The organism is Tatumella sp. UCD-D_suzukii (assembly GCF_000611875.2).
Classification (GTDB): domain Bacteria; phylum Pseudomonadota; class Gammaproteobacteria; order Enterobacterales; family Enterobacteriaceae; genus Tatumella; species Tatumella ptyseos.
Map to the genome: position 1 here is coordinate 17,955 of NZ_JFJX01000012.1, position 16,815 is coordinate 34,769.

Genomic DNA, 16,815 nt, shown 5'->3' on the forward strand with positions numbered 1-16,815 from the left:
AATGAATAAAATGATGAAAAGCATTCTGGCTTTCCCGCTGGCAGGGTTATTTGCAGCTAATGTTATGGCAACAGATACACCGGCCGATCAGGAGCCGGTGACCACAGTCACCACAACGACCTATTATGCGTTAGGGGATACTGATGGTGGCGTTTTAAATTATTTTAAAACGAAATACACCGCCGGCAGTGCCAGTGATTACGATATTTTATTATTAGGTGATTCACTCAGTGCTGACGCGTCCTTAAAAGCGACTGTGACTCAGGCATTAACGCAGGGAAAAGAAGTGATTTTTGATGGCAGTGCGGGCGGTAAAAAAGCGGCAACACTGGCAGGAGAAGTCCTGGGTTCTTCGGTTCAGGCGGATGCTGTGATGTTTAAAACGGCACCGGAGGGTGATGGTTATCTGATGACCCCGGTGGATCTGAGCTCCGGGCAGTATTCCACAGAGTTATTCTCGGATGAAAAAACAACATCCGCTGTGAATTCAGACAATACGCCGGATCAGATTTTCCAATAATTCAGGGGACAGACAATGAAAAAGATTTCACTAACGTTGTTAGCGGCACTGATTCCGCTGTCGAACAGTTTTGCGGGCACCTGCCTGGTGGGCCATACCGAGGATGTTATATTAACCGGCAAATCTGCCGCCTTTGCCCAGACCCAGTCGCGTACGACCTGGGAAGACTGGATCTGGCGCGGACCTATCTATCTGTGCCCGCAAGGGTCCGGCGGGGTAACCAGCTGCACCTATATCTGGGGGCAGACTAAAACCACCGGGTATCAGTGGGGCGGCACGGTCGGTCTGAATCTGAGTAAAATTCCGGTGATCGGTGGGGCATTGAGCCTGTTCTCGGTAAGTGCGAACTATAGCCACCAGCAGAGCTTCAGCACTAACTATAACTGGAATATCAGCGTTGAGCCTGGCTATTACGCGCAGCCGATCCAGGTGGTGGTTCGTCGCTGGACTCAGGGCAGTTACCGCGGCGGATACGTTCATAACCCGACCACCAGTTGTTCTACCGGTATAGCCGCCACACCAGCACCTAACTGGTATGGCTGGGATAATAGTGTTGTTGCAGGACGCTGGACGGCGAATATCGAGCAATCACGTTACGCGAGTTATTACGTTCATAAATAATCCGCGTCACTGAAGTTAACCACCCCTTACCGGGGTGGTTTTTTTACTTTTGGGTTACGCATAACATTTCTGTCTGCGGGGAGGCCCGACTTGCCGCAGAGCGGAAGCCCGTCACGGACGGCAGATCAATGGGTGACGGATTTGGAAAATAACTGGATGACTACCACGCCCATCACTATCAGCAGGATGCCGAGGATGGCTGCAAGGTCCAGCGTTTGCCGGAAAAACACCCAGGAAATCAGAGACACAAGACAGATGCCCACCCCGGCCCAGATAGCATAAGCTACCCCGACATTCATGACCCGCACCACCTGAGATAATCCCGCAAAAGAAATGATATAACCGGCGATGACTGCCAGGGAAGGGAGCAGGCGGGTAAAGCCTTCGGAGGATTTGATCATCGAGGTGGCAAAAGTCTCAGCAACGATAGAGACCAGAAGGATCAGCCATGTTTTTAACATAATATCATCCTTAAAGTGCACCCCGGGGAAGGACCTCTACGCTGCAGTATCAGGAAGCGTACCGGAGTGGCTAAAACCGAAGCCAGACAGAGAACAGGTTGTTTTAATCAGCAAAGACCTGGCGATAAGTCCGGCAAATTGTACCTTTTTTGTGCCGGAAATGACAGGTATCCTGCCTTTAACGGCTGTCGGTGATCATAGCTATTTATGGGGTCCGCGGATGCTGACTTTCCGGGGAAGGATCACCCGCATCCGGAGGTCCGGGAAAATGCTTGTTTGCCTGAGACACCGGGAATACTTAACTTCAGAAGTTTTAATGAGAAACTGCGTTAAAAGCAGCGATTCCGTACCTGTTACAATTTTAGTCGTTAGCGAGTGACCGGGTGTACTATACTCGCAATGCGAATCAGAGCTCCCCATAACTGACTGTAACCTATGAAATTTTTAACAAAAAGTGCGTTTACATTTTCATTAAAAACGGCACTGGCGGCTTTCCTGGCGTTGTATCTGGCATTAGAACTTAATCTGGAAAAACCCACCTGGTCATTAACGACAGTGTATGTCGTTTCACAGATCTATTCCGCCTCCACGGTGTCAAAATCCTTTTTCAGGCTGCTGGGCACTGTGCTGGGCGGTATTTTTATTTTTGTTATTTACCCGGCCACCGTGATGTCACCGGTGATGTTCAGTTTTTCTGTATCGGCCTGGGTCGCGGTATGTCTGTATCTGTCATTACATGACCGGACACCGAAAAGTTATATTTTTATGCTGGCCGGGTACAGTGCTGCGATTATGGGGTTTCCGGATGTGACGACGCCGTCAGCCATCACTTATACCGTGATCTCCAGGATCGAAGAGGTGGCGCTGGGGATCCTCTGCAGTAGTCTGGTGCACGTGCTGATTTTCCCGGTGAGTATGAAATCGCTACTGCAGAACAGTATCGATAACTGGTATCAGCAGGCAAAAAAAGTCTGTGCTTCTCTGCTTAGCCAGCAACCCCGGTCGGCAGAAATGCCCGAAAGAGAACAGATCCTGATCCAGATGGCGAATTACCCCGTGAGTGTGGAAGTCCTGATGACTCACTGTGCCTATGAGCCCGATCAGGTGAAGCGGCTGGTACGGATGGTATCGGCACAGTATCAGCATCTTTCCTATCTGGTGCCGACCCTGACGGCGATAGAAAAACGTCTGAGCCTGCTGTCTGCAGAAAATATCCCGCTGCCTGAAATCATGATGCATGCTATGGGCCGTTTTCTTGACTGGCTTGAACAGCCAGCCAGCACTGAAGATGTGGCTTCGGTGAATCGGTTACTGGAAGAGACGCAGCAAAATATCACAGAAAACTTCCATTCCGGTGCGTGGGGGACTGAAGAGTGTTTACTGTTTACCGGACTGACCCGACGGTTACAGAACTTTGTCCGCATTCTGAGTGCGTATCACGGGGTTGAGGTCAGGATCTCCCGGCTCAGAAGACGGGGTAAATCCTCCCCTGTGATGCACCGTAAACGCTACTTCGACCACGGAATGATCTCTCTGTCGGCGTTTACGGCGTTTGCCGCGACCTTTATCGCTTGTCTGTTCTGGATTGGCTCGGGCTGGAAAAGCGGCAACAATGCGGCAATGATCGCTGCCGTCACCTGTTCGTTTTTCGCAACCCACGACAGCCCCATTGGCGGAATGCGTGTATTCTTCAAAGGTATCGCCATTGCTATTGCCATCAGTATTTTTTATTCCCTGGCGATCCTGCCGGGCGCAATTACCTTTGAAGCCCTGATCATTTGTTTGTTACCGGCACTGCTGTTGATGGGGCTTATTATTGCAAACCCGGCCACTAATTTTATCGGGTTGATTGTCGCCACCCAGCTCCCTGCCTATATCGGCCTGAGCCATGATTTTGCGCCTAATCCTTTCGCGACAATCAACGCCGCGATTTCCACCTTTGTCGGGATTGTGATCTCTCTGGTGGTCACACTGATGATCAGAAATAAACGCCCGTCCTGGACCGCAAAAAGAGCACTGCGGGCAGGAATTAAAGAATTGTTACAGCTTATCAATGATATCCGGCTACAGAAAGCGTCATTATTGCAGCGTCAGCAGTTCGTGCAGCGAATGCTGGACCGAATCAACGTTATCCTCCCGAGGAATAAAGCCGACCCGGGGAACAGTCTGATCGTGGAAAATAATCTGATCACGGAAGTATGGCTGGGAGCAAATGTCTTCGACTTCTGCGCCCGTGATCCGGAAATTCTCCGTTTAAACGGACTACGGACAGAAGCGTTGCTTTATGAAATTAGTTTGTATCTTAAAAGGCGATTAAAAAATATCCATGAGCAACCCGGCAGCAGGTTGTTACATGAACTGGAGCAGTTGCTGTCCGTCATGGAGCCTATGGCGAAGAATAACCCGCAGTTATTTATGCCATTTTATTTTCTGTTCAACATCCGGTTATCCCTGTTTCCACGTATCCGCTGGAATACCGCGGCAGGGAAAGCCTGGTTTCCGGGTGATGACAGCTAAATGTTTACCGGAAGAAAAGCAGCATAAGAGGAAAAAGAGTGAAAAAAGTACTGGCAGTGATCGGCGTATTTTGTATCTTTCTGATACAACCGGCGGTCCGGGCAAGTGAACTGACCTATTTATTTATGCCGGCCGTCCGGCAGGATAAACCGCAATCGATGCTGGTCATGATGCATGGTTATGGTGCGAATGAACAAGACTTTAACGATTTTCCGGTCATTGTCCCGGGCAATATGATTGTGGTTTCACTCCGGGCGCCGCTACCGGTCGCCGGAGACAGCTATCAGTGGTACCGGGGGTCAGATAAACAGAAGAATGTTGCCGCCGATCAGCAAAGCAGCAGTGATGCAGTGGTTTCGACGGTGAAAACCCTGCAACAGCAATACCACGTCGCCGCCAGCCATACCTATCTGGGGGGATTCAGTCAGGGGGCGGTGATGACCTACAAGGTCGCACTGATGTATCCACAATTGTTCCACGGTGTTGCTGTTTTCAGCGGCCATTTACCGGCAAATTTTTCAGTGAACAGTATTCCGCGTCATCAGGTCAGTCAGCTACATTTCTTTATCGGCCACGGGGATGCTGACCAAAGGATCCCGTTAGCGCTGGCAAGGCAGGCGGTGGATCAGTTAAGCGGCGTCACACCGGATATCACCTTTAAGACGTATCCGGGCATGGGGCATACCATGAGCCTGGATGAAATTAAGGACTTCAGACAATGGCTCTTCAGTCAGGAAGTTCAGTAAGGCGGCTGGCGAAGCATAAAAATGTTTTTATAGCACGGTGCCTGAGGAAATCATCGGTTATTCCCTGTGACAGGCTACGGGCCGTCCTGTGGCTATTTCGGTCACAGAGATCGTTTTGTTCTGCAGGATGGCCGCCTGTTATCCGTGCTTAGGGTAAGGGATAATAACGGACTTCCGGTGCCTCCGGGCATTAGCCCCTGAGTGCGCAGACAGGGTGGGTCAGACCGGCCGGGCGGCAGGACGCATTGAGTAGCTGACTGAACTCAGCCTCTGCCCGGGTTACGGCCTGGAGAAATTCCGCCGGTGACAGGGATTGTTGCTGACCATTTACGTAGGCCAGTGCCAGCTCTTTACTGTTAAAACGATTCAAAGAAAACATAGTGTTTGCAGACTCCGCAGAGAGATAAGATTCAGGGGAAACTATAACCCTGATGGCAACCGCCGTGGATCCGGAAATCTGTATCAATTCGATAGGTGATCCCGTTCCCGGAGATGTGGAATTGTCACTTTTTATTTCCCCTCTTGTCAGACTCCGGTATGTCGTCCGGAGTGGTTCCGGTATCTTTGTGGAGTGTCGGGGCGGTCTCTTCTTCGGGCAACGCCGTGTTATTGCGACGATATCGCGGTTGCGGAAGGGGATGATTTATTAACGTCACCCTTATGAATTATTGGCAACGGCGGATGACACGTCTGCTGAAATATGGCGTTAACGTTATTAACGCAGAGATATTCCCGTACAGATATATTGCGGGGATGAGCACGGGCATAACCTGAATCAATGCTCTATGCTTTTTTTATGTCAAAATTGCGGTTAGCGATGATGGAACACTTTTACTGTGCACAGGAGCAGTTTGCATGAATAAAAAAATAATACTGACTGTATTACTGATGATAGTGATTATTTCACTGGCTGTTTTCTTTCGTGCCAGTAATCAGGGATTGTTATTACAGGGCGAGGTGGATGCGCCGGAAGTTATCGTCACCTCTAAAGCGAAAGGCCGCGTTATTGAACGTGAAGCCCAGCGGGGCGATGATGTCCGTGCGGGTGAAGTGTTGATGAGGCTGGAGGCCCCGGAACTGATTGCACAGCTGAAAGCGGCTGAAGCTGCCCGTGACCAGGCAAAAGCCCGGCTGGATCTTTCCCTCAGTGGTACCCGCGAAGAAAGCCTCCGTAACCTTCGTGCCGTACTGGCCTCATCCACATCAGACTACCAAAATGCCCGGGATGAATATAACCGGCAACTGAAGATTGCAGCGAAGGGATATATTTCTGCGCAGGCGCTGGATGATGCGCGTAATGCCCGTAATACGGCATTGCAATCTATGCAAAGCGCGCAGGCCAACCTGGATGAAGGGTTACATGGCGACCGCGCACAGCAGCGGGAAATTTATGCCGCACAACTGGATGAAGCAGAACAGCAATTACTGGAAATTAAAGCTCAGACGGATGACCTGGTGGTCAGAGCCCCTGTGGATGGTGAAGTCGGCCCCATCCCGGCCGAGGTCGGTGACCTGCTGACAGCCTACAGCCCGTTGCTGACATTAGTTCGTCTGCCGGATGCCTATTTTGTCTTTAACCTGCGTGAAGATATTCTCGCTCATGTCAGGAAAGGTGACATTATTAACCTGCGGGTTCCGGCATTAAATAATGAGATGATCAAGGCTGAAGTGCATTATATCGCCCCTCTGGGAGACTTTTCGACCAAAAGTGCAACACGGGCAACCGGCGATTTTGACTTAAAAACCTTTGAAGTTCGCCTGCGGCCTCTGCAGCCGGTGAAAGGATTGCGACAGGGAATGAGTGCATTATGGCAATGGAAGTAAAATATGGACGTCGTTGCTTCAGGCAGGCATTTAACCGCGAGCTGAGAACGGCCTTCAGGCGGCCCATGATCCACTGGCTGACCTGGATTTTCCCGTTATTACTGTTCTGGCTGCTGAGCAGCAACTTTTCGGCCGGAACTCTTCTGAATTTACCGGTAGCGGTGGTGGATAATGACCACAGTGAGCTGTCACGGCAATTAATCCGCGACCTGGATGCCAGCCCCCATGCCTCACTGACGGAGTGGCCGGGCGGTCTTGAACAGGCGGAACAGAAATTACGTACTGCGGCAGATTACGGCATCGTTTATATTCCGACGGACTTTGAGGCCGATGTGCTGGCCGGTCGTCAGCCGCAGGTGGTTTTCTATTATAACGCGCTGTTTTATGCCTCGGGGCTTTACTCCACGCAGGACTTCACCGGCCTGATGACGACCTTAAACAGTCAGTACCGCAGTATTATGGCGGCGAAAATCGGTAAGCAGGTTCCGACGCTGGCTCAGGTATCATTAACCTACCAGAGCCTGTTTAATGCCAGTGGCAGCTATATCTATTATCAGCAGTTTGCCGCGACAATCCATCTGATGCAGTTGTTTGTCGTTGCCTGTATGATCTATGTGTTATCCCGCAGTAAACCGCTGATCTACTCTAATTCCTTCACGATGTCGTTACTGGGGAAGATGGCTCCCTATACCCTTATCTATACCACAGTGCTGATGGCGCAGATTGCGTTGCTGGTCTGGGCGTCAGATGCCAGAGTAGTGGGTAATGCGTTTTATATGTACTGTGTCGCTTTTTTCTACATCATGGCAGCGCAGAGTATCGCCGTGTTTTTGTTCACCTTTACCCGCTCGGCCATTACGGCCTATACGCTGATGGCACTACTGGTGAGTATTGCCATGACATTTTCGGGACTGGCGGTCCCTGAATTATCGATGCCGTTACCGGCTCAGATTATTTCTAATCTGGAACCCTTGACCCATGCATTGTATGCCATGTTCGATCTGTTCCTGCGACAGGTCCCGGCACAACCGGTTGCCAGTGTCTGTGCTTTATTACTGGTTTACCCGCTGGTGGTCGGTCTGCTGGTCCGGAAACGATTACCGGCCCGCCTGAAAGCACAGGAGGCGATGACATGACGGTTTTTTTTCAGACGTTCCGCAAAGTTCTGACCGGCATGTTGCAACGCCCGATGTGGGGGATTTTGCTGATATCGCTGTGTGTTATGAGCCTGGTCTATGCGAACCACACGGTCTGGAACCTGCCGGTGGCGGTGGTTGATCAGGATCACAGTACCGCCAGCCGTTTATTGATCCGTAACCTGGACGCAACTTCCAAGATTGATATGATCAACTATGCGGATCTGGAAACCGCAAGACGTGATCTGGGCTGGCGTAAGCTATTTGCGATCATTATTATGCCGGTCGATCTGGAACAGAAAATGCTGGCCGGAGAATCCGTGGCGATCCCGGTGTTCGGGGATGCGACAAATCGGTTGCCCAACGGGCAGATACAGCAGGCTGTGGTCGCAGCTTACCAGCAGATGCTGGCCCACTATAATAACGAAATCCTCCTGAACCACGGTTTTACCGCCCCGGAAGCCAGTGTGGTGTTAACGCCCATTAAGGCCGTGATACAACCGCTGTTTAACCCCGGCATTAGTTTTGCGGCTATTATCTTTCCGGGGCTGCTGGTCATGTTATTACAACACTCCCTTTTGATCGCCAGTGTACGGGTCAATCTGACCATCAGCGCCAGCGGTAAACCTTCGATGCCGGTCATTCTGGGGGCGTATTCAGCACTATTGCCTATCTGGCTTTTTCTGTCGATAGTCCTGTTTGTCCTCTGGCCGTGGGTCCTGGGCTACCGGCAAACGGCCAGTATGGCCGAAATATTACTGCTGACCTTTCCTTTCCTGCTGGCAGTGATCAGTCTGGGGAATTTACTGACGGAATGTATTCGCCGTGTGGAAATTGTTTATCTGACGCTGTCATTTATGACCATGCCGGTCTTTTACATTTCAGGCACCATCTGGCCGGTACAGGCGATGCCCTGGGGCGTCAGATTACTCTCTGACCTGCTTCCTTCCACCTGGGCCGTGAAAGCCATCGCCGGGGTAAATCAGATGGGGCTTTCCTGGAAAAATGCACTGCCCGATGTGGTGGTGTTGTTGTTACTTTGCCTGTTATTTAACTTGCTGGAGTTTCTGATTAACACTTTCCGCAACCGTCAACGCCGGGAGGCATTTCTCCGGTTTTTCCGCGTAAAACCGGCCAGTGCGGCTAAATAACCTGCCGGAGGCCCGCCGCTCAGCGGGCAACTCTCCGGCCGCATAAACCGTCACTGTTGCGGGCGATACTTCATCAGGGAATTTTTGCTGCCCGTGTTGCTCAGGATCCCGCGCAATGATCTGCGGGCAGGGCAGGCGGTAATACTCGGAGCTCATAAGGGAGAGCCACTCTCCTTCACAAATCTCTCTGCATCAGTCCGGGCCAGGCGGTCACGGATCCTCCCCTGAAAGAAAAGTAGTGGCTGAACAGACGGTTTTCTGAGGAACGCCGGGTTTCACTGCCTCCGCCGATCGGCAGCACTCTTTTTGCACGGTTGCGCCATTTTTGTACCTGTTGATCACACTCCTGCGGTGAGGCCGTATGACAGATGCTGATCATTCCGGCCATCAGGTCACCGGATCCTGACGGCCGTCATGGCCGGTATTCACCGGCGGCAAACGACGGTGGATAGGGAGTGGCGAGGTCACCCGCAGTGTTTTTTGCCGGCTGAGGCAACCTGGCCTGAAAATTGTATGCTGATAACCGAAGAGATAAGTTTACCGGGTCACGAATGACCCACAGGTTACCTCAGAAGTACTTTTCAGCCCGCCTGTGTCAGCAGGTCTGAAGACAGGACAGACGCCGGAATATTGTATTTAATCGCTCCCGGTCACCGTCCGGGAGATAAAAGATGCGGAGCCGTATGAAAAAATTACTGACTTTTTCCGCACTGGCTGCCGGCACGAAAGCAGCAGGGGACGGACGTTACCCGGAAAAACAGGCTGTGGCCACATTGCACCGCGCGATAGATTGCGGGATCACTACTCTGGATACCTCTGCAGTGTACGGGCGCGGCCGTGCGGAACGTATGGCGGGTAAAGTGATCGCGACACGCAGACGGGAGATCTGTCTGGTGTCGGAAATTGCTTCCGGTGCGGCCAATCGCTTGTTATCCCGACGTTATTGCCAGGCATCTCTGAAGCGATTACAAACAGATCATATTGATTTTTACCTTCTTCACAAACGCTATCCCGGTCTGCTCGCGTCTGCGGTACGCAGCCTTGAAAAATTGCGCCAGGAAGGGCTGATCGGTGGCTGGGGTGTTGCGGATTTTGATGTCCGTGATCTCGTACAACTGTTTGCGTTGCCGGGCGGTGAAAACTGCGCTATTAACCGGGTGATGTACCACTGTGCGGCACGGGGAATTGAATACCGTTTACTGGATCAATGCCGGCAGGCCGGTATTCATATCATGGCTTATTCACCTTTCGGTGGCACCGGGGACCCGTTACTGACTGCCCCGGTACTGGAGATTATCGCCCGTGACCATCGCTGTCAGCCAGCGGAGGTCGCACTGGCCTGGATCCTCCGTCAGCCGGGGATGACCGCGATTATCGAAACTGACAGTCCGGTACACCCCGGGCACCTGGCCCGGGCGAAAACCCTGATGCTGACTGCGACAGACCTGGCTGCGATCAACGGCGTATTTCCTCCGCCGGTTATCCGTCAGCCCCTTTCCCGGCAGGGATAGACGGCCGGCGAAGCACTGGCAGACTGACGACATTGACATCACGGCGGATGCGCGCCTGACATCATAAGATGCACGGCGATACTCCTCTCGCGGGAAACCCGGCGGATGACCTGCCCGGGCATCCTTCCGGCTCCTCATTACAGACCTGGCGGTCAACGACTCAGTAATTCTCCCCGGTACTGAAGGAGCAGTTTTTGCAGGTCATTGACGACCAGGGTTATTTTTTCCGGGTCCGGCAGAATACGGATAACCAGCAGATATTCATGCAGCAATTGCTGAAGCTTCAGGTAGGCACGTTCCCGTTGTATAGCCATCCGCTGGTGAGACAGGTCATGAGCAGCCTCGCGGATTTGCTGGTGGAAATCAGAAAGTGTCTGCAGATTAGGAATATTCAGTGCGGTAATACGACGGTAAATAATGATCAGGTTAATACCCAGCCGGTAGCGCATCAGTTTACGGCTATCCATGGTGATCAGCAGCAGCAAATCATCATATAACGCACTCAGTCGGCTGATTTTACGACGTTTAGGGTTAGTCGTCAGCGTCTGTAATGACGTGGTCAGAATACTCCGCAGCAGGGCATTCGACAGGGTGCTCTTACTTAAATCCGGGATCAGCCAGATGATGGTCAGGGTCACTACCGCGCCAAGGATCTGCCCCAGAGCGCTGTCCATATAGTTATTAAAGTTGAATGTTTCCGGGTTAGTGATCGGGATCAGGTTAAAAATAAACATCAGGGAAGCCGCGCTGCCAGGAATTTTCCATTGTACGCAGAGGGAGAAAAAGAAAACCAGCAGACTGATGGCCATAATCAGCAGCAGAAAACTTTGCTGAGTGGACGGTACCACGACCAGGTAATAGAACAGGCTGACGGGCAGGATGTAAATCATGCCGTAGATAAAGTCCATAGCCAGTTTACGCGGGTTTTCGGCGCGCATTGCCAGGGTTGACACGATGCTCGAAATAATCAGAAATCCGGTGATCGCCGAAGAGGTGGTGGTCAGCCACAGGCAACATCCCACCAGTCCGGTCAAAAAGGTACGCAGACCGTTGACCAGTGCATGAGACTTCTGCACCGAGGCAGCGGCATTGATCGCATAGCGGCTGATGATCTCTTTTTCGACCTCATGCAACGGTACTTTCGACTGCACGCCGGTGCACAGAATACGTAACTCTTTCAGGCCTTTTATCCAGGAGGAGAGCGCATAAGGCGTCTGGCCGGGAGAAAGCTGAGGAATAAGCAGGCTGAACTGATGAATTTTTTGGGCCAGGGCAGCATTATTTGCGACGGGATGATTAAACAGTAAATACCAGCTGGTGCTGCGCTTTTCCGGCTGTTGCTGAAAGTATTGCCAGGTTTCATAGGTCAGGGTACACAGATGGAACATCAGACCATTAATGCCTTTTAACCGCTGATGCACTAACGGATTATTATGGGTCGACTCCATTTTTAAAACCTGGCGCATGGCATTAAATTTTTTGCATTCTTCCAGCATAAGTTTAAAACGCTCTTCAAACTCCTGCTCATTACTGGCAGTGAAGCAGCAACTCATTAAGCGGAATAAAGCCAGCGGGCATTCATCAATAAACCGCCGGATCTGCGGTTTAATACTGCGGGGGAGAAACAGTAAGTCGGAAAATATAATGCACAGCAGTCCGAGCGATATTTCCAGTGAACGATATATTGCGATTTGCGGTGCGGCTTGTGGGTCCTGCCAGGCAGTCACCAGAATAATAAAGACGGAGTACCCGGCCAATCCGAAGGCGTAAGAAACCTCCTGTTTAACGACGGTATACACCCAGGAGAACACCCCCGCCCAGAGGCAGCAGGCCAGTAGCATCAGCACCGGTGCCCGTGAAAGGCCGCAGATAATCACCACTGCACCGACAGAGCCGATAGCGGTCCCGATAAGGCGCAGAAAGCCGCGGAATCTCAATACTCCGGTCATGGGTTCACCGCCGGAGGCAAAGGCGGGGGATGCCGCAATAATTGCCACTGTCATCATCGACCATTTCGGGGTGTCCAGTTGCAGGACAAAACTCATGACCAACGCCATCACAAGGGCAAATGTCGTTTTGCAGGCAAAACGAAGCCGGAAAAGTAATGAATTATGCATTTTTTATATTAAATCGTTATTTAAAATAATTGCAGGCCGCCCTGAGGGCGCACGTCGTCTGTTGTCACCTGAAAACAGGTAACCCTTGGGGTGTTTGAATTAACGGAGCATCCGGGATATTTCCACACAGGAATTGGGTGATAAACACCATCTTACGCCTTTGCGGAGAAACACAAAAGTGTGATTTGCATCAAAGTAATAAAAAAAATTTACGACTGTATTGCCGGGAGAGGGCATAATGGCGGTGAATACCGGCGATATTCACCGCGGATTTACTACAAGGTACTATGCGTTACGGATCCTCTCCGCCCACTGACTAATCTCCTCACCGCTTCCCATATCTGCCTGAATTAATCCATTGATCATAAATGTCGGCGAGACATGAATACCGTTCTGACGGGAATATTTACAGTGCCACTTAATTAATTGCTGCAGTTCCGGTTTATCAAAAGCGTCACTGACACGGATACCGCTGTATTTTTCGATACGTTCAATAATCTGTTGCGGCGTGGCCGTCATATTCGGGCCACGGCAGTGGTCTTCAAATTCGAACTCTTCACGATGTTCACCGACGGCCTGCATGATTTTCAGGGCCGCGGCGTTACCTTCCGGCAACGTTTTAGCGGCCAGAATGCAGCGGACAATGACGCCGGAAAACATATGCCACGGCTGGGATTGCAGATAGATCCTGACGGAGAGCTGGTCTTCGCCTGCCAGGCTGACTAATCCTGCCAGCTTATTGAATGCACGGACAGAGAACGGGCAGGTGGGTTCCAGAAAAACTTCAAGTAATGCCGGGCCATGGCCCAGAGTCAGGGCTTTTTCAGAGAGAGGTGATGCAACCATGATGATCCTCATTTATCAGAACAGACGCGGTAAGCCGGTCCGTATCACTGCAAACATACCCCGGAGTGACCAGGGCGGTGATCGATAAGTTAAGCATAAAGTGGCGATGGGTCTGACGCAACCTCCGGCGCCTGACCTGCTCAGAAAGGATTCAGGCCGGCAAACATGCCGGTTAATGGTTTTTTCAGGGGATAGGCTAAATCTCCGTGCTTGCTGGTGGTCAGCCCGAGTGCCGCCAGGGCCCCCACCAGTCTGACTGCGGCACTGACGCCATCAATCACCGGCACACCTGTTTCCCGTGTCAGTTCCCGGGCGATACCGGCCATGCCTCCGCAGCCCAGAACAATCGCACCGCAATGGTCATATTTGATGGCTTCAAGGCACTGGCGACGGGTTTCCTCCCGGGCCACCGCTTCCTGTTCTTCCAGTGCCAGCACGGGGAGTTCGATGGTACGGACAGAGGCACAATGATCACTGAACCCGTATTGCTGTAACAGGTGTCTGGCGATGATCACCGTGCGGGGCAGGGTAGTGACAATACTAAACTTCGTCGCCACCAGGGTGGCCATATGCATCGCGGCTTCTGCAATGCCGACGACGGGGGCCGTAGCCAGTTCTCTGGCAGCCCGCAGCCCGGGGTCTCCGAAACAGGCGATGATATGCCCATCGACACCTTGCTGACGTCCCGCCGCTATCTGTTGCAGCACGCCGGTGACCGCAACAGCTTCGTCAAAATGCCCTTCAATAGACGGCACGCCCTCCTGCGGATTCACCGCGAGGATCCGGGTGTCTGCCGGGGCGGCTTGACGGGCTGCCCGCGCCATTTTTTCTGTCATTGCCTGACAAGTATTCGGATTAATTAATTGTATACAATAATCTGACATAGTCTCTCCGGCACTAATGCGAAAATAATTTACGGAAATCCGGGGTCGGGGATTTTTTGCGATTAAAATTCAGACGACTGACGATATTATCGAAGTGTTGCTGCATCAGTGCCGATAGCGTCATCAGATCTTTATCACGCAGTGCATTGAGCAGTTGCTGATGATCTGACTCATTACACCCCTGATGCCACTGATCTCCCCAGGCGGCGATCACCAGAGAAGATCGTAACGTCAGGTTGGTGATGATTTCGCTGAGCACCGTGTTTCCGGCTATCGCATGCAGGCGGGTATGGAACAGAGCGGAGTAGCGGATCGCGGCAGCCATATCCCTGTCATGGCTGGCCCGATGCTCCTGCACCAGAATCTCTTCCAGCTCTGTGACGTCTTTTGCCTGCAACCGGCTGATCACGTCAGGGAGGTTTCCCAGTTCAATCAGCGTACGGCTTTTGAAAATCATGCCGGACTCTTCCGCCGAAGGGTTAGCGACATATGCCCCTTTTTTGGGCGTCATATTGACCATTTGCACTGTGGCAAGGCGCGTAAGCACTTTCCTGATCCCGGTCCGGCTGATCCCGAATGCGTCGGCCAGTGCTTCTTCCGGAAGTTTACTGCCAGGGGGCAGCTGATGTTCCACCATCGCTTTGATTAATGCCTCGCGGATCTGCTGCTCTTTTTCCTGTCCGTCTGTACCTTCACGGTAAAGAGTGGTGTTTGACATCGTCTTCTCCTGAGTCATCGTCCCTGACAAGGTATACTTATTTTTCCGTTTTTGTATACAAAAATTAAAACTGGTCCGGATCCTGCAGGCTGTCAGAAGACATTTCTCATCAGTATCTCGACAGGGGACTTCAGCTATGCCGAAAAAAAAGGAACCACACCTCACGGGGCACAGCAAACCGGGCTACAGCCCGCGGCTGACCAATGATGATCTGGCACCGGTCAGGGAACAACACTGGAACTGGTATAATATTTTTTCTTTCTGGATGTCCGATGTCCACAGCATGGGGGGGTATGTGGTTGCTGCCAGTTTCTTTACTCTGGGGCTGGCGGGATGGCAGGTTCTGGTGTGTCTGCTGGCAGGGATCTGTATTGTCCAGTGGTTTGCTAATCTGGTCGCGAAACCCAGCCAGATGAGCGGCGTGCCTTTTGCGGTTGTTTGCCGGCAGGCATTTGGTGTGTTTGGTGCCAATATTCCGGCGGTGATCCGCGGGCTGATTGCCTTTGCCTGGTACGGTATTCAGACCTGGCTGGCTTCCAATGCTCTGATGCTGGTTTTACTGAAATTCTGGCCTTCGCTGGCCCCGATGACGAAGGTACATTTCCTCGGGTTATCCGCCTTAGGCTGGTGCTGTTTTGCCGTTATGTGGGTGCTGCAGGCACTGGTCTTCTGGCATGGCATGAATGCTATCAAACGGTTTATCGATATTGCCGGTCCGGCGGTGTATATCGTGATGCTGTCCCTGGCTATCTGGATTATTTCCCGCACCGGTTTCTCGGGGATCTCACTGACTCTGGCAGAAAAACAATTATCCGGCGGAGAACAGGTCTGGCAGATGGTGTCTGCGGTGGCACTGGTGGTCTCCTATTTCTCCGGCCCGTTACTGAATTTTGGAGATTTTTCCCGCTATGCCGCCAGTATGAACGATATCCGCCGCGGAAACCGTTGGGGGTTACCGTTTAACTTTCTGCTGTTTTCTATTATTACGGTGGTTATTGTTTCGGGGACACATTCATTATTCGGCCGGATGATCACGGACCCTATCGAAACGGTAGCCCATGTGGGAAGCGGACTGGCGATGGCGGTTGCTTTACTGACCATGATCATTGCAACGATCGGTATTAATATTGTGGCAAACTTTGTCTCACCCGCCTTCGATTTTTCAAACTGCTCACCGCAGAAGATCAGTTTTCGCATGGGGGGCATGATTGCCGCTATCGGATCTGTGGTTCTGACGCCGTGGAATCTGTTCCACTCACCGGAGCTTATCCACTATACCCTGGATGTGCTGGGGTCCTTTATCGGGCCGATATTCGGTATTCTGTTATGCGACTTTTACCGGGTCAACCGTCGCCAGATTAACACCGATGAACTCTTTAATGACTCGCCCTCCGGCCGTTATTGGTATGTCCGCGGCGTCAACCCGAAAGCTATTATTACGCTGTTACCCTCCGTCGGCTTATGTCTGCTGATAAGCTTTATTCCGGCGTTACATAATATTGCCAGTTTTAGCTGGTTTATCGGCGTGGGGATGGCTGCTGCAATTTATGCCGGTATTTCACGTCAGCCTTCCCCGGCCGTGAGCGGTCATATCTCTCCTTTAGCTTCGGAAGAATAACTTCAATCCCGTGACGCAGAAGAATCAACTCCCGGCGGCCTGAAAGGGCCCGGGGGCTTGCCCGATAGCGGCTCTGCCACAATCAGCCGCCACCGGGTGCATTATTGCCTTCTCTCTGCCCGTGATATCGTGCGCCCGGACAGTG

At 51.8% G+C, this 16,815-nt stretch carries 16 protein-coding genes; 9 read left to right on the forward strand and 7 right to left on the reverse strand.

Annotated elements, in window-relative coordinates:
• Position 1 precedes the first annotated feature (1 nt).
• Positions 2–520: a hypothetical protein gene (locus CG67_RS04155; protein WP_025901722.1), complete on the forward strand. Its 519-nt coding sequence runs from the start codon at positions 2–4 to the stop codon at positions 518–520.
• A gap of 15 nt (positions 521–535) precedes the next feature.
• On the forward strand, positions 536–1,141 hold the full coding sequence (locus CG67_RS04160; RefSeq protein ID WP_025901723.1) for a hypothetical protein: 606 nt from the start codon (positions 536–538) through the stop codon (positions 1,139–1,141).
• 125 nt (positions 1,142–1,266) lie between these two features.
• Here CG67_RS04160 and CG67_RS04165 read toward each other — a convergent pair whose 3' ends face one another.
• Positions 1,267–1,602, reverse strand: a complete 336-nt coding sequence (locus CG67_RS04165; protein ID WP_025901724.1) for a multidrug efflux SMR transporter — start codon at positions 1,600–1,602, stop codon at positions 1,267–1,269.
• Between the two features lie 435 nt (positions 1,603–2,037).
• Between CG67_RS04165 and CG67_RS04170 the strand changes: the two genes are divergently transcribed.
• Positions 2,038–4,119, forward strand: a complete 2,082-nt coding sequence (locus tag CG67_RS04170; protein WP_025901725.1) for an FUSC family protein — start codon at positions 2,038–2,040, stop codon at positions 4,117–4,119.
• 38 nt (positions 4,120–4,157) lie between these two features.
• Positions 4,158–4,865: an alpha/beta hydrolase gene (locus CG67_RS04175; protein ID WP_025901726.1), complete on the forward strand. Its 708-nt coding sequence runs from the start codon at positions 4,158–4,160 to the stop codon at positions 4,863–4,865.
• Between the two features lie 190 nt (positions 4,866–5,055).
• Here the strand turns inward: CG67_RS04175 and CG67_RS04180 are convergent, their stop codons facing one another.
• Positions 5,056–5,244 carry a hypothetical protein gene (locus tag CG67_RS04180; protein ID WP_025901727.1) on the reverse strand — a complete coding sequence of 63 codons (189 nt, stop codon included), beginning with the start codon at positions 5,242–5,244 and terminating at the stop codon, positions 5,056–5,058.
• Positions 5,245–5,720: 476 nt separating this feature from the next.
• On the opposite strand from CG67_RS04180, the gene CG67_RS04185 reads away from it, so the two are divergent.
• Genes CG67_RS04185 through CG67_RS04195 form a run of 3 tightly spaced genes read left to right on the forward strand, consistent with a single transcriptional unit; the run spans position 5,721 to position 8,976 of the window.
• A complete protein-coding gene (locus CG67_RS04185; RefSeq protein WP_025901728.1) occupies positions 5,721–6,689 on the forward strand; it encodes an HlyD family secretion protein in 969 nt (322 codons plus the stop codon).
• The gene (locus tag CG67_RS04190; RefSeq protein ID WP_025901729.1) at positions 6,674–7,825 is read left to right on the forward strand and encodes an ABC transporter permease; all 1,152 of its coding nucleotides are present in this window, start codon (positions 6,674–6,676) and stop codon (positions 7,823–7,825) included. Before CG67_RS04185 ends, CG67_RS04190 begins: the two co-directional genes overlap by 16 nt.
• Complete coding sequence (locus tag CG67_RS04195; protein WP_025901730.1) at positions 7,822–8,976, forward strand: ABC transporter permease; 1,155 nt, start codon at positions 7,822–7,824, stop codon at positions 8,974–8,976. The genes CG67_RS04190 and CG67_RS04195 overlap by 4 nt, the downstream gene beginning before the upstream one ends.
• Positions 8,977–9,151: 175 nt before the next feature.
• On the opposite strand, the gene CG67_RS04200 is transcribed toward CG67_RS04195, so the two are convergent.
• Positions 9,152–9,364 (reverse strand): hypothetical protein, encoded by a 213-nt coding sequence (locus tag CG67_RS04200; protein ID WP_025901731.1) that lies wholly within the window; start codon positions 9,362–9,364, stop codon positions 9,152–9,154.
• Between the two features lie 295 nt (positions 9,365–9,659).
• Here CG67_RS04200 and CG67_RS04205 point away from each other — a divergent pair, with 295 nt between their 5' ends.
• Positions 9,660–10,487 (forward strand): aldo/keto reductase, encoded by an 828-nt coding sequence (locus CG67_RS04205; protein WP_160318958.1) that lies wholly within the window; start codon positions 9,660–9,662, stop codon positions 10,485–10,487.
• A 152-nt stretch (positions 10,488–10,639) separates the two neighbouring features.
• Here CG67_RS04205 and CG67_RS04210 read toward each other — a convergent pair whose 3' ends face one another.
• The 4 genes from CG67_RS04210 to CG67_RS04225 all read right to left on the reverse strand — a co-directional run bounded on the left by CG67_RS04210 (position 10,640) and on the right by CG67_RS04225 (position 15,052).
• Positions 10,640–12,604 carry an FUSC family protein gene (locus CG67_RS04210; RefSeq protein ID WP_055725588.1) on the reverse strand — a complete coding sequence of 655 codons (1,965 nt, stop codon included), beginning with the start codon at positions 12,602–12,604 and terminating at the stop codon, positions 10,640–10,642.
• A gap of 285 nt (positions 12,605–12,889) precedes the next feature.
• On the reverse strand, positions 12,890–13,450 hold the full coding sequence (locus tag CG67_RS04215) for a thioredoxin domain-containing protein (RefSeq protein ID WP_025901734.1): 561 nt from the start codon (positions 13,448–13,450) through the stop codon (positions 12,890–12,892).
• A 140-nt stretch (positions 13,451–13,590) separates the two neighbouring features.
• The gene (locus CG67_RS04220) at positions 13,591–14,334 is read right to left on the reverse strand and encodes an aspartate/glutamate racemase family protein (RefSeq protein WP_025901735.1); all 744 of its coding nucleotides are present in this window, start codon (positions 14,332–14,334) and stop codon (positions 13,591–13,593) included.
• Between the two features lie 13 nt (positions 14,335–14,347).
• Positions 14,348–15,052, reverse strand: coding sequence for a GntR family transcriptional regulator (locus CG67_RS04225; RefSeq protein WP_029989341.1), 705 nt, complete (start codon positions 15,050–15,052; stop codon positions 14,348–14,350).
• A 136-nt stretch (positions 15,053–15,188) separates the two neighbouring features.
• Here CG67_RS04225 and CG67_RS04230 point away from each other — a divergent pair, with 136 nt between their 5' ends.
• Positions 15,189–16,670, forward strand: coding sequence for an NCS1 family nucleobase:cation symporter-1 (locus CG67_RS04230; protein WP_025901736.1), 1,482 nt, complete (start codon positions 15,189–15,191; stop codon positions 16,668–16,670).
• Positions 16,671–16,815 lie beyond the last annotated feature (145 nt).

Coding starts and splice junctions, on each gene's coding strand:
- CG67_RS04155 (WP_025901722.1), top strand. CDS start 2: ATGAATAAAATGATGAAAAGCATTCTGGCTTTCCCGCTGGCAGGGTTA.
- CG67_RS04160 (WP_025901723.1), top strand. CDS start 536: ATGAAAAAGATTTCACTAACGTTGTTAGCGGCACTGATTCCGCTGTCG.
- CG67_RS04165 (WP_025901724.1), bottom strand. CDS start 1,602: ATGTTAAAAACATGGCTGATCCTTCTGGTCTCTATCGTTGCTGAGACT.
- CG67_RS04170 (WP_025901725.1), top strand. CDS start 2,038: ATGAAATTTTTAACAAAAAGTGCGTTTACATTTTCATTAAAAACGGCA.
- CG67_RS04180 (WP_025901727.1), bottom strand. CDS start 5,244: ATGTTTTCTTTGAATCGTTTTAACAGTAAAGAGCTGGCACTGGCCTAC.
- CG67_RS04185 (WP_025901728.1), top strand. CDS start 5,721: ATGAATAAAAAAATAATACTGACTGTATTACTGATGATAGTGATTATT.
- CG67_RS04190 (WP_025901729.1), top strand. CDS start 6,674: ATGGCAATGGAAGTAAAATATGGACGTCGTTGCTTCAGGCAGGCATTT.
- CG67_RS04195 (WP_025901730.1), top strand. CDS start 7,822: ATGACGGTTTTTTTTCAGACGTTCCGCAAAGTTCTGACCGGCATGTTG.
- CG67_RS04200 (WP_025901731.1), bottom strand. CDS start 9,364: ATGGCCGGAATGATCAGCATCTGTCATACGGCCTCACCGCAGGAGTGT.
- CG67_RS04205 (WP_160318958.1), top strand. CDS start 9,660: ATGAAAAAATTACTGACTTTTTCCGCACTGGCTGCCGGCACGAAAGCA.
- CG67_RS04210 (WP_055725588.1), bottom strand. CDS start 12,604: ATGCATAATTCATTACTTTTCCGGCTTCGTTTTGCCTGCAAAACGACA.
- CG67_RS04215 (WP_025901734.1), bottom strand. CDS start 13,450: ATGGTTGCATCACCTCTCTCTGAAAAAGCCCTGACTCTGGGCCATGGC.
- CG67_RS04220 (WP_025901735.1), bottom strand. CDS start 14,334: ATGTCAGATTATTGTATACAATTAATTAATCCGAATACTTGTCAGGCA.
- CG67_RS04225 (WP_029989341.1), bottom strand. CDS start 15,052: ATGTCAAACACCACTCTTTACCGTGAAGGTACAGACGGACAGGAAAAA.
- CG67_RS04230 (WP_025901736.1), top strand. CDS start 15,189: ATGCCGAAAAAAAAGGAACCACACCTCACGGGGCACAGCAAACCGGGC.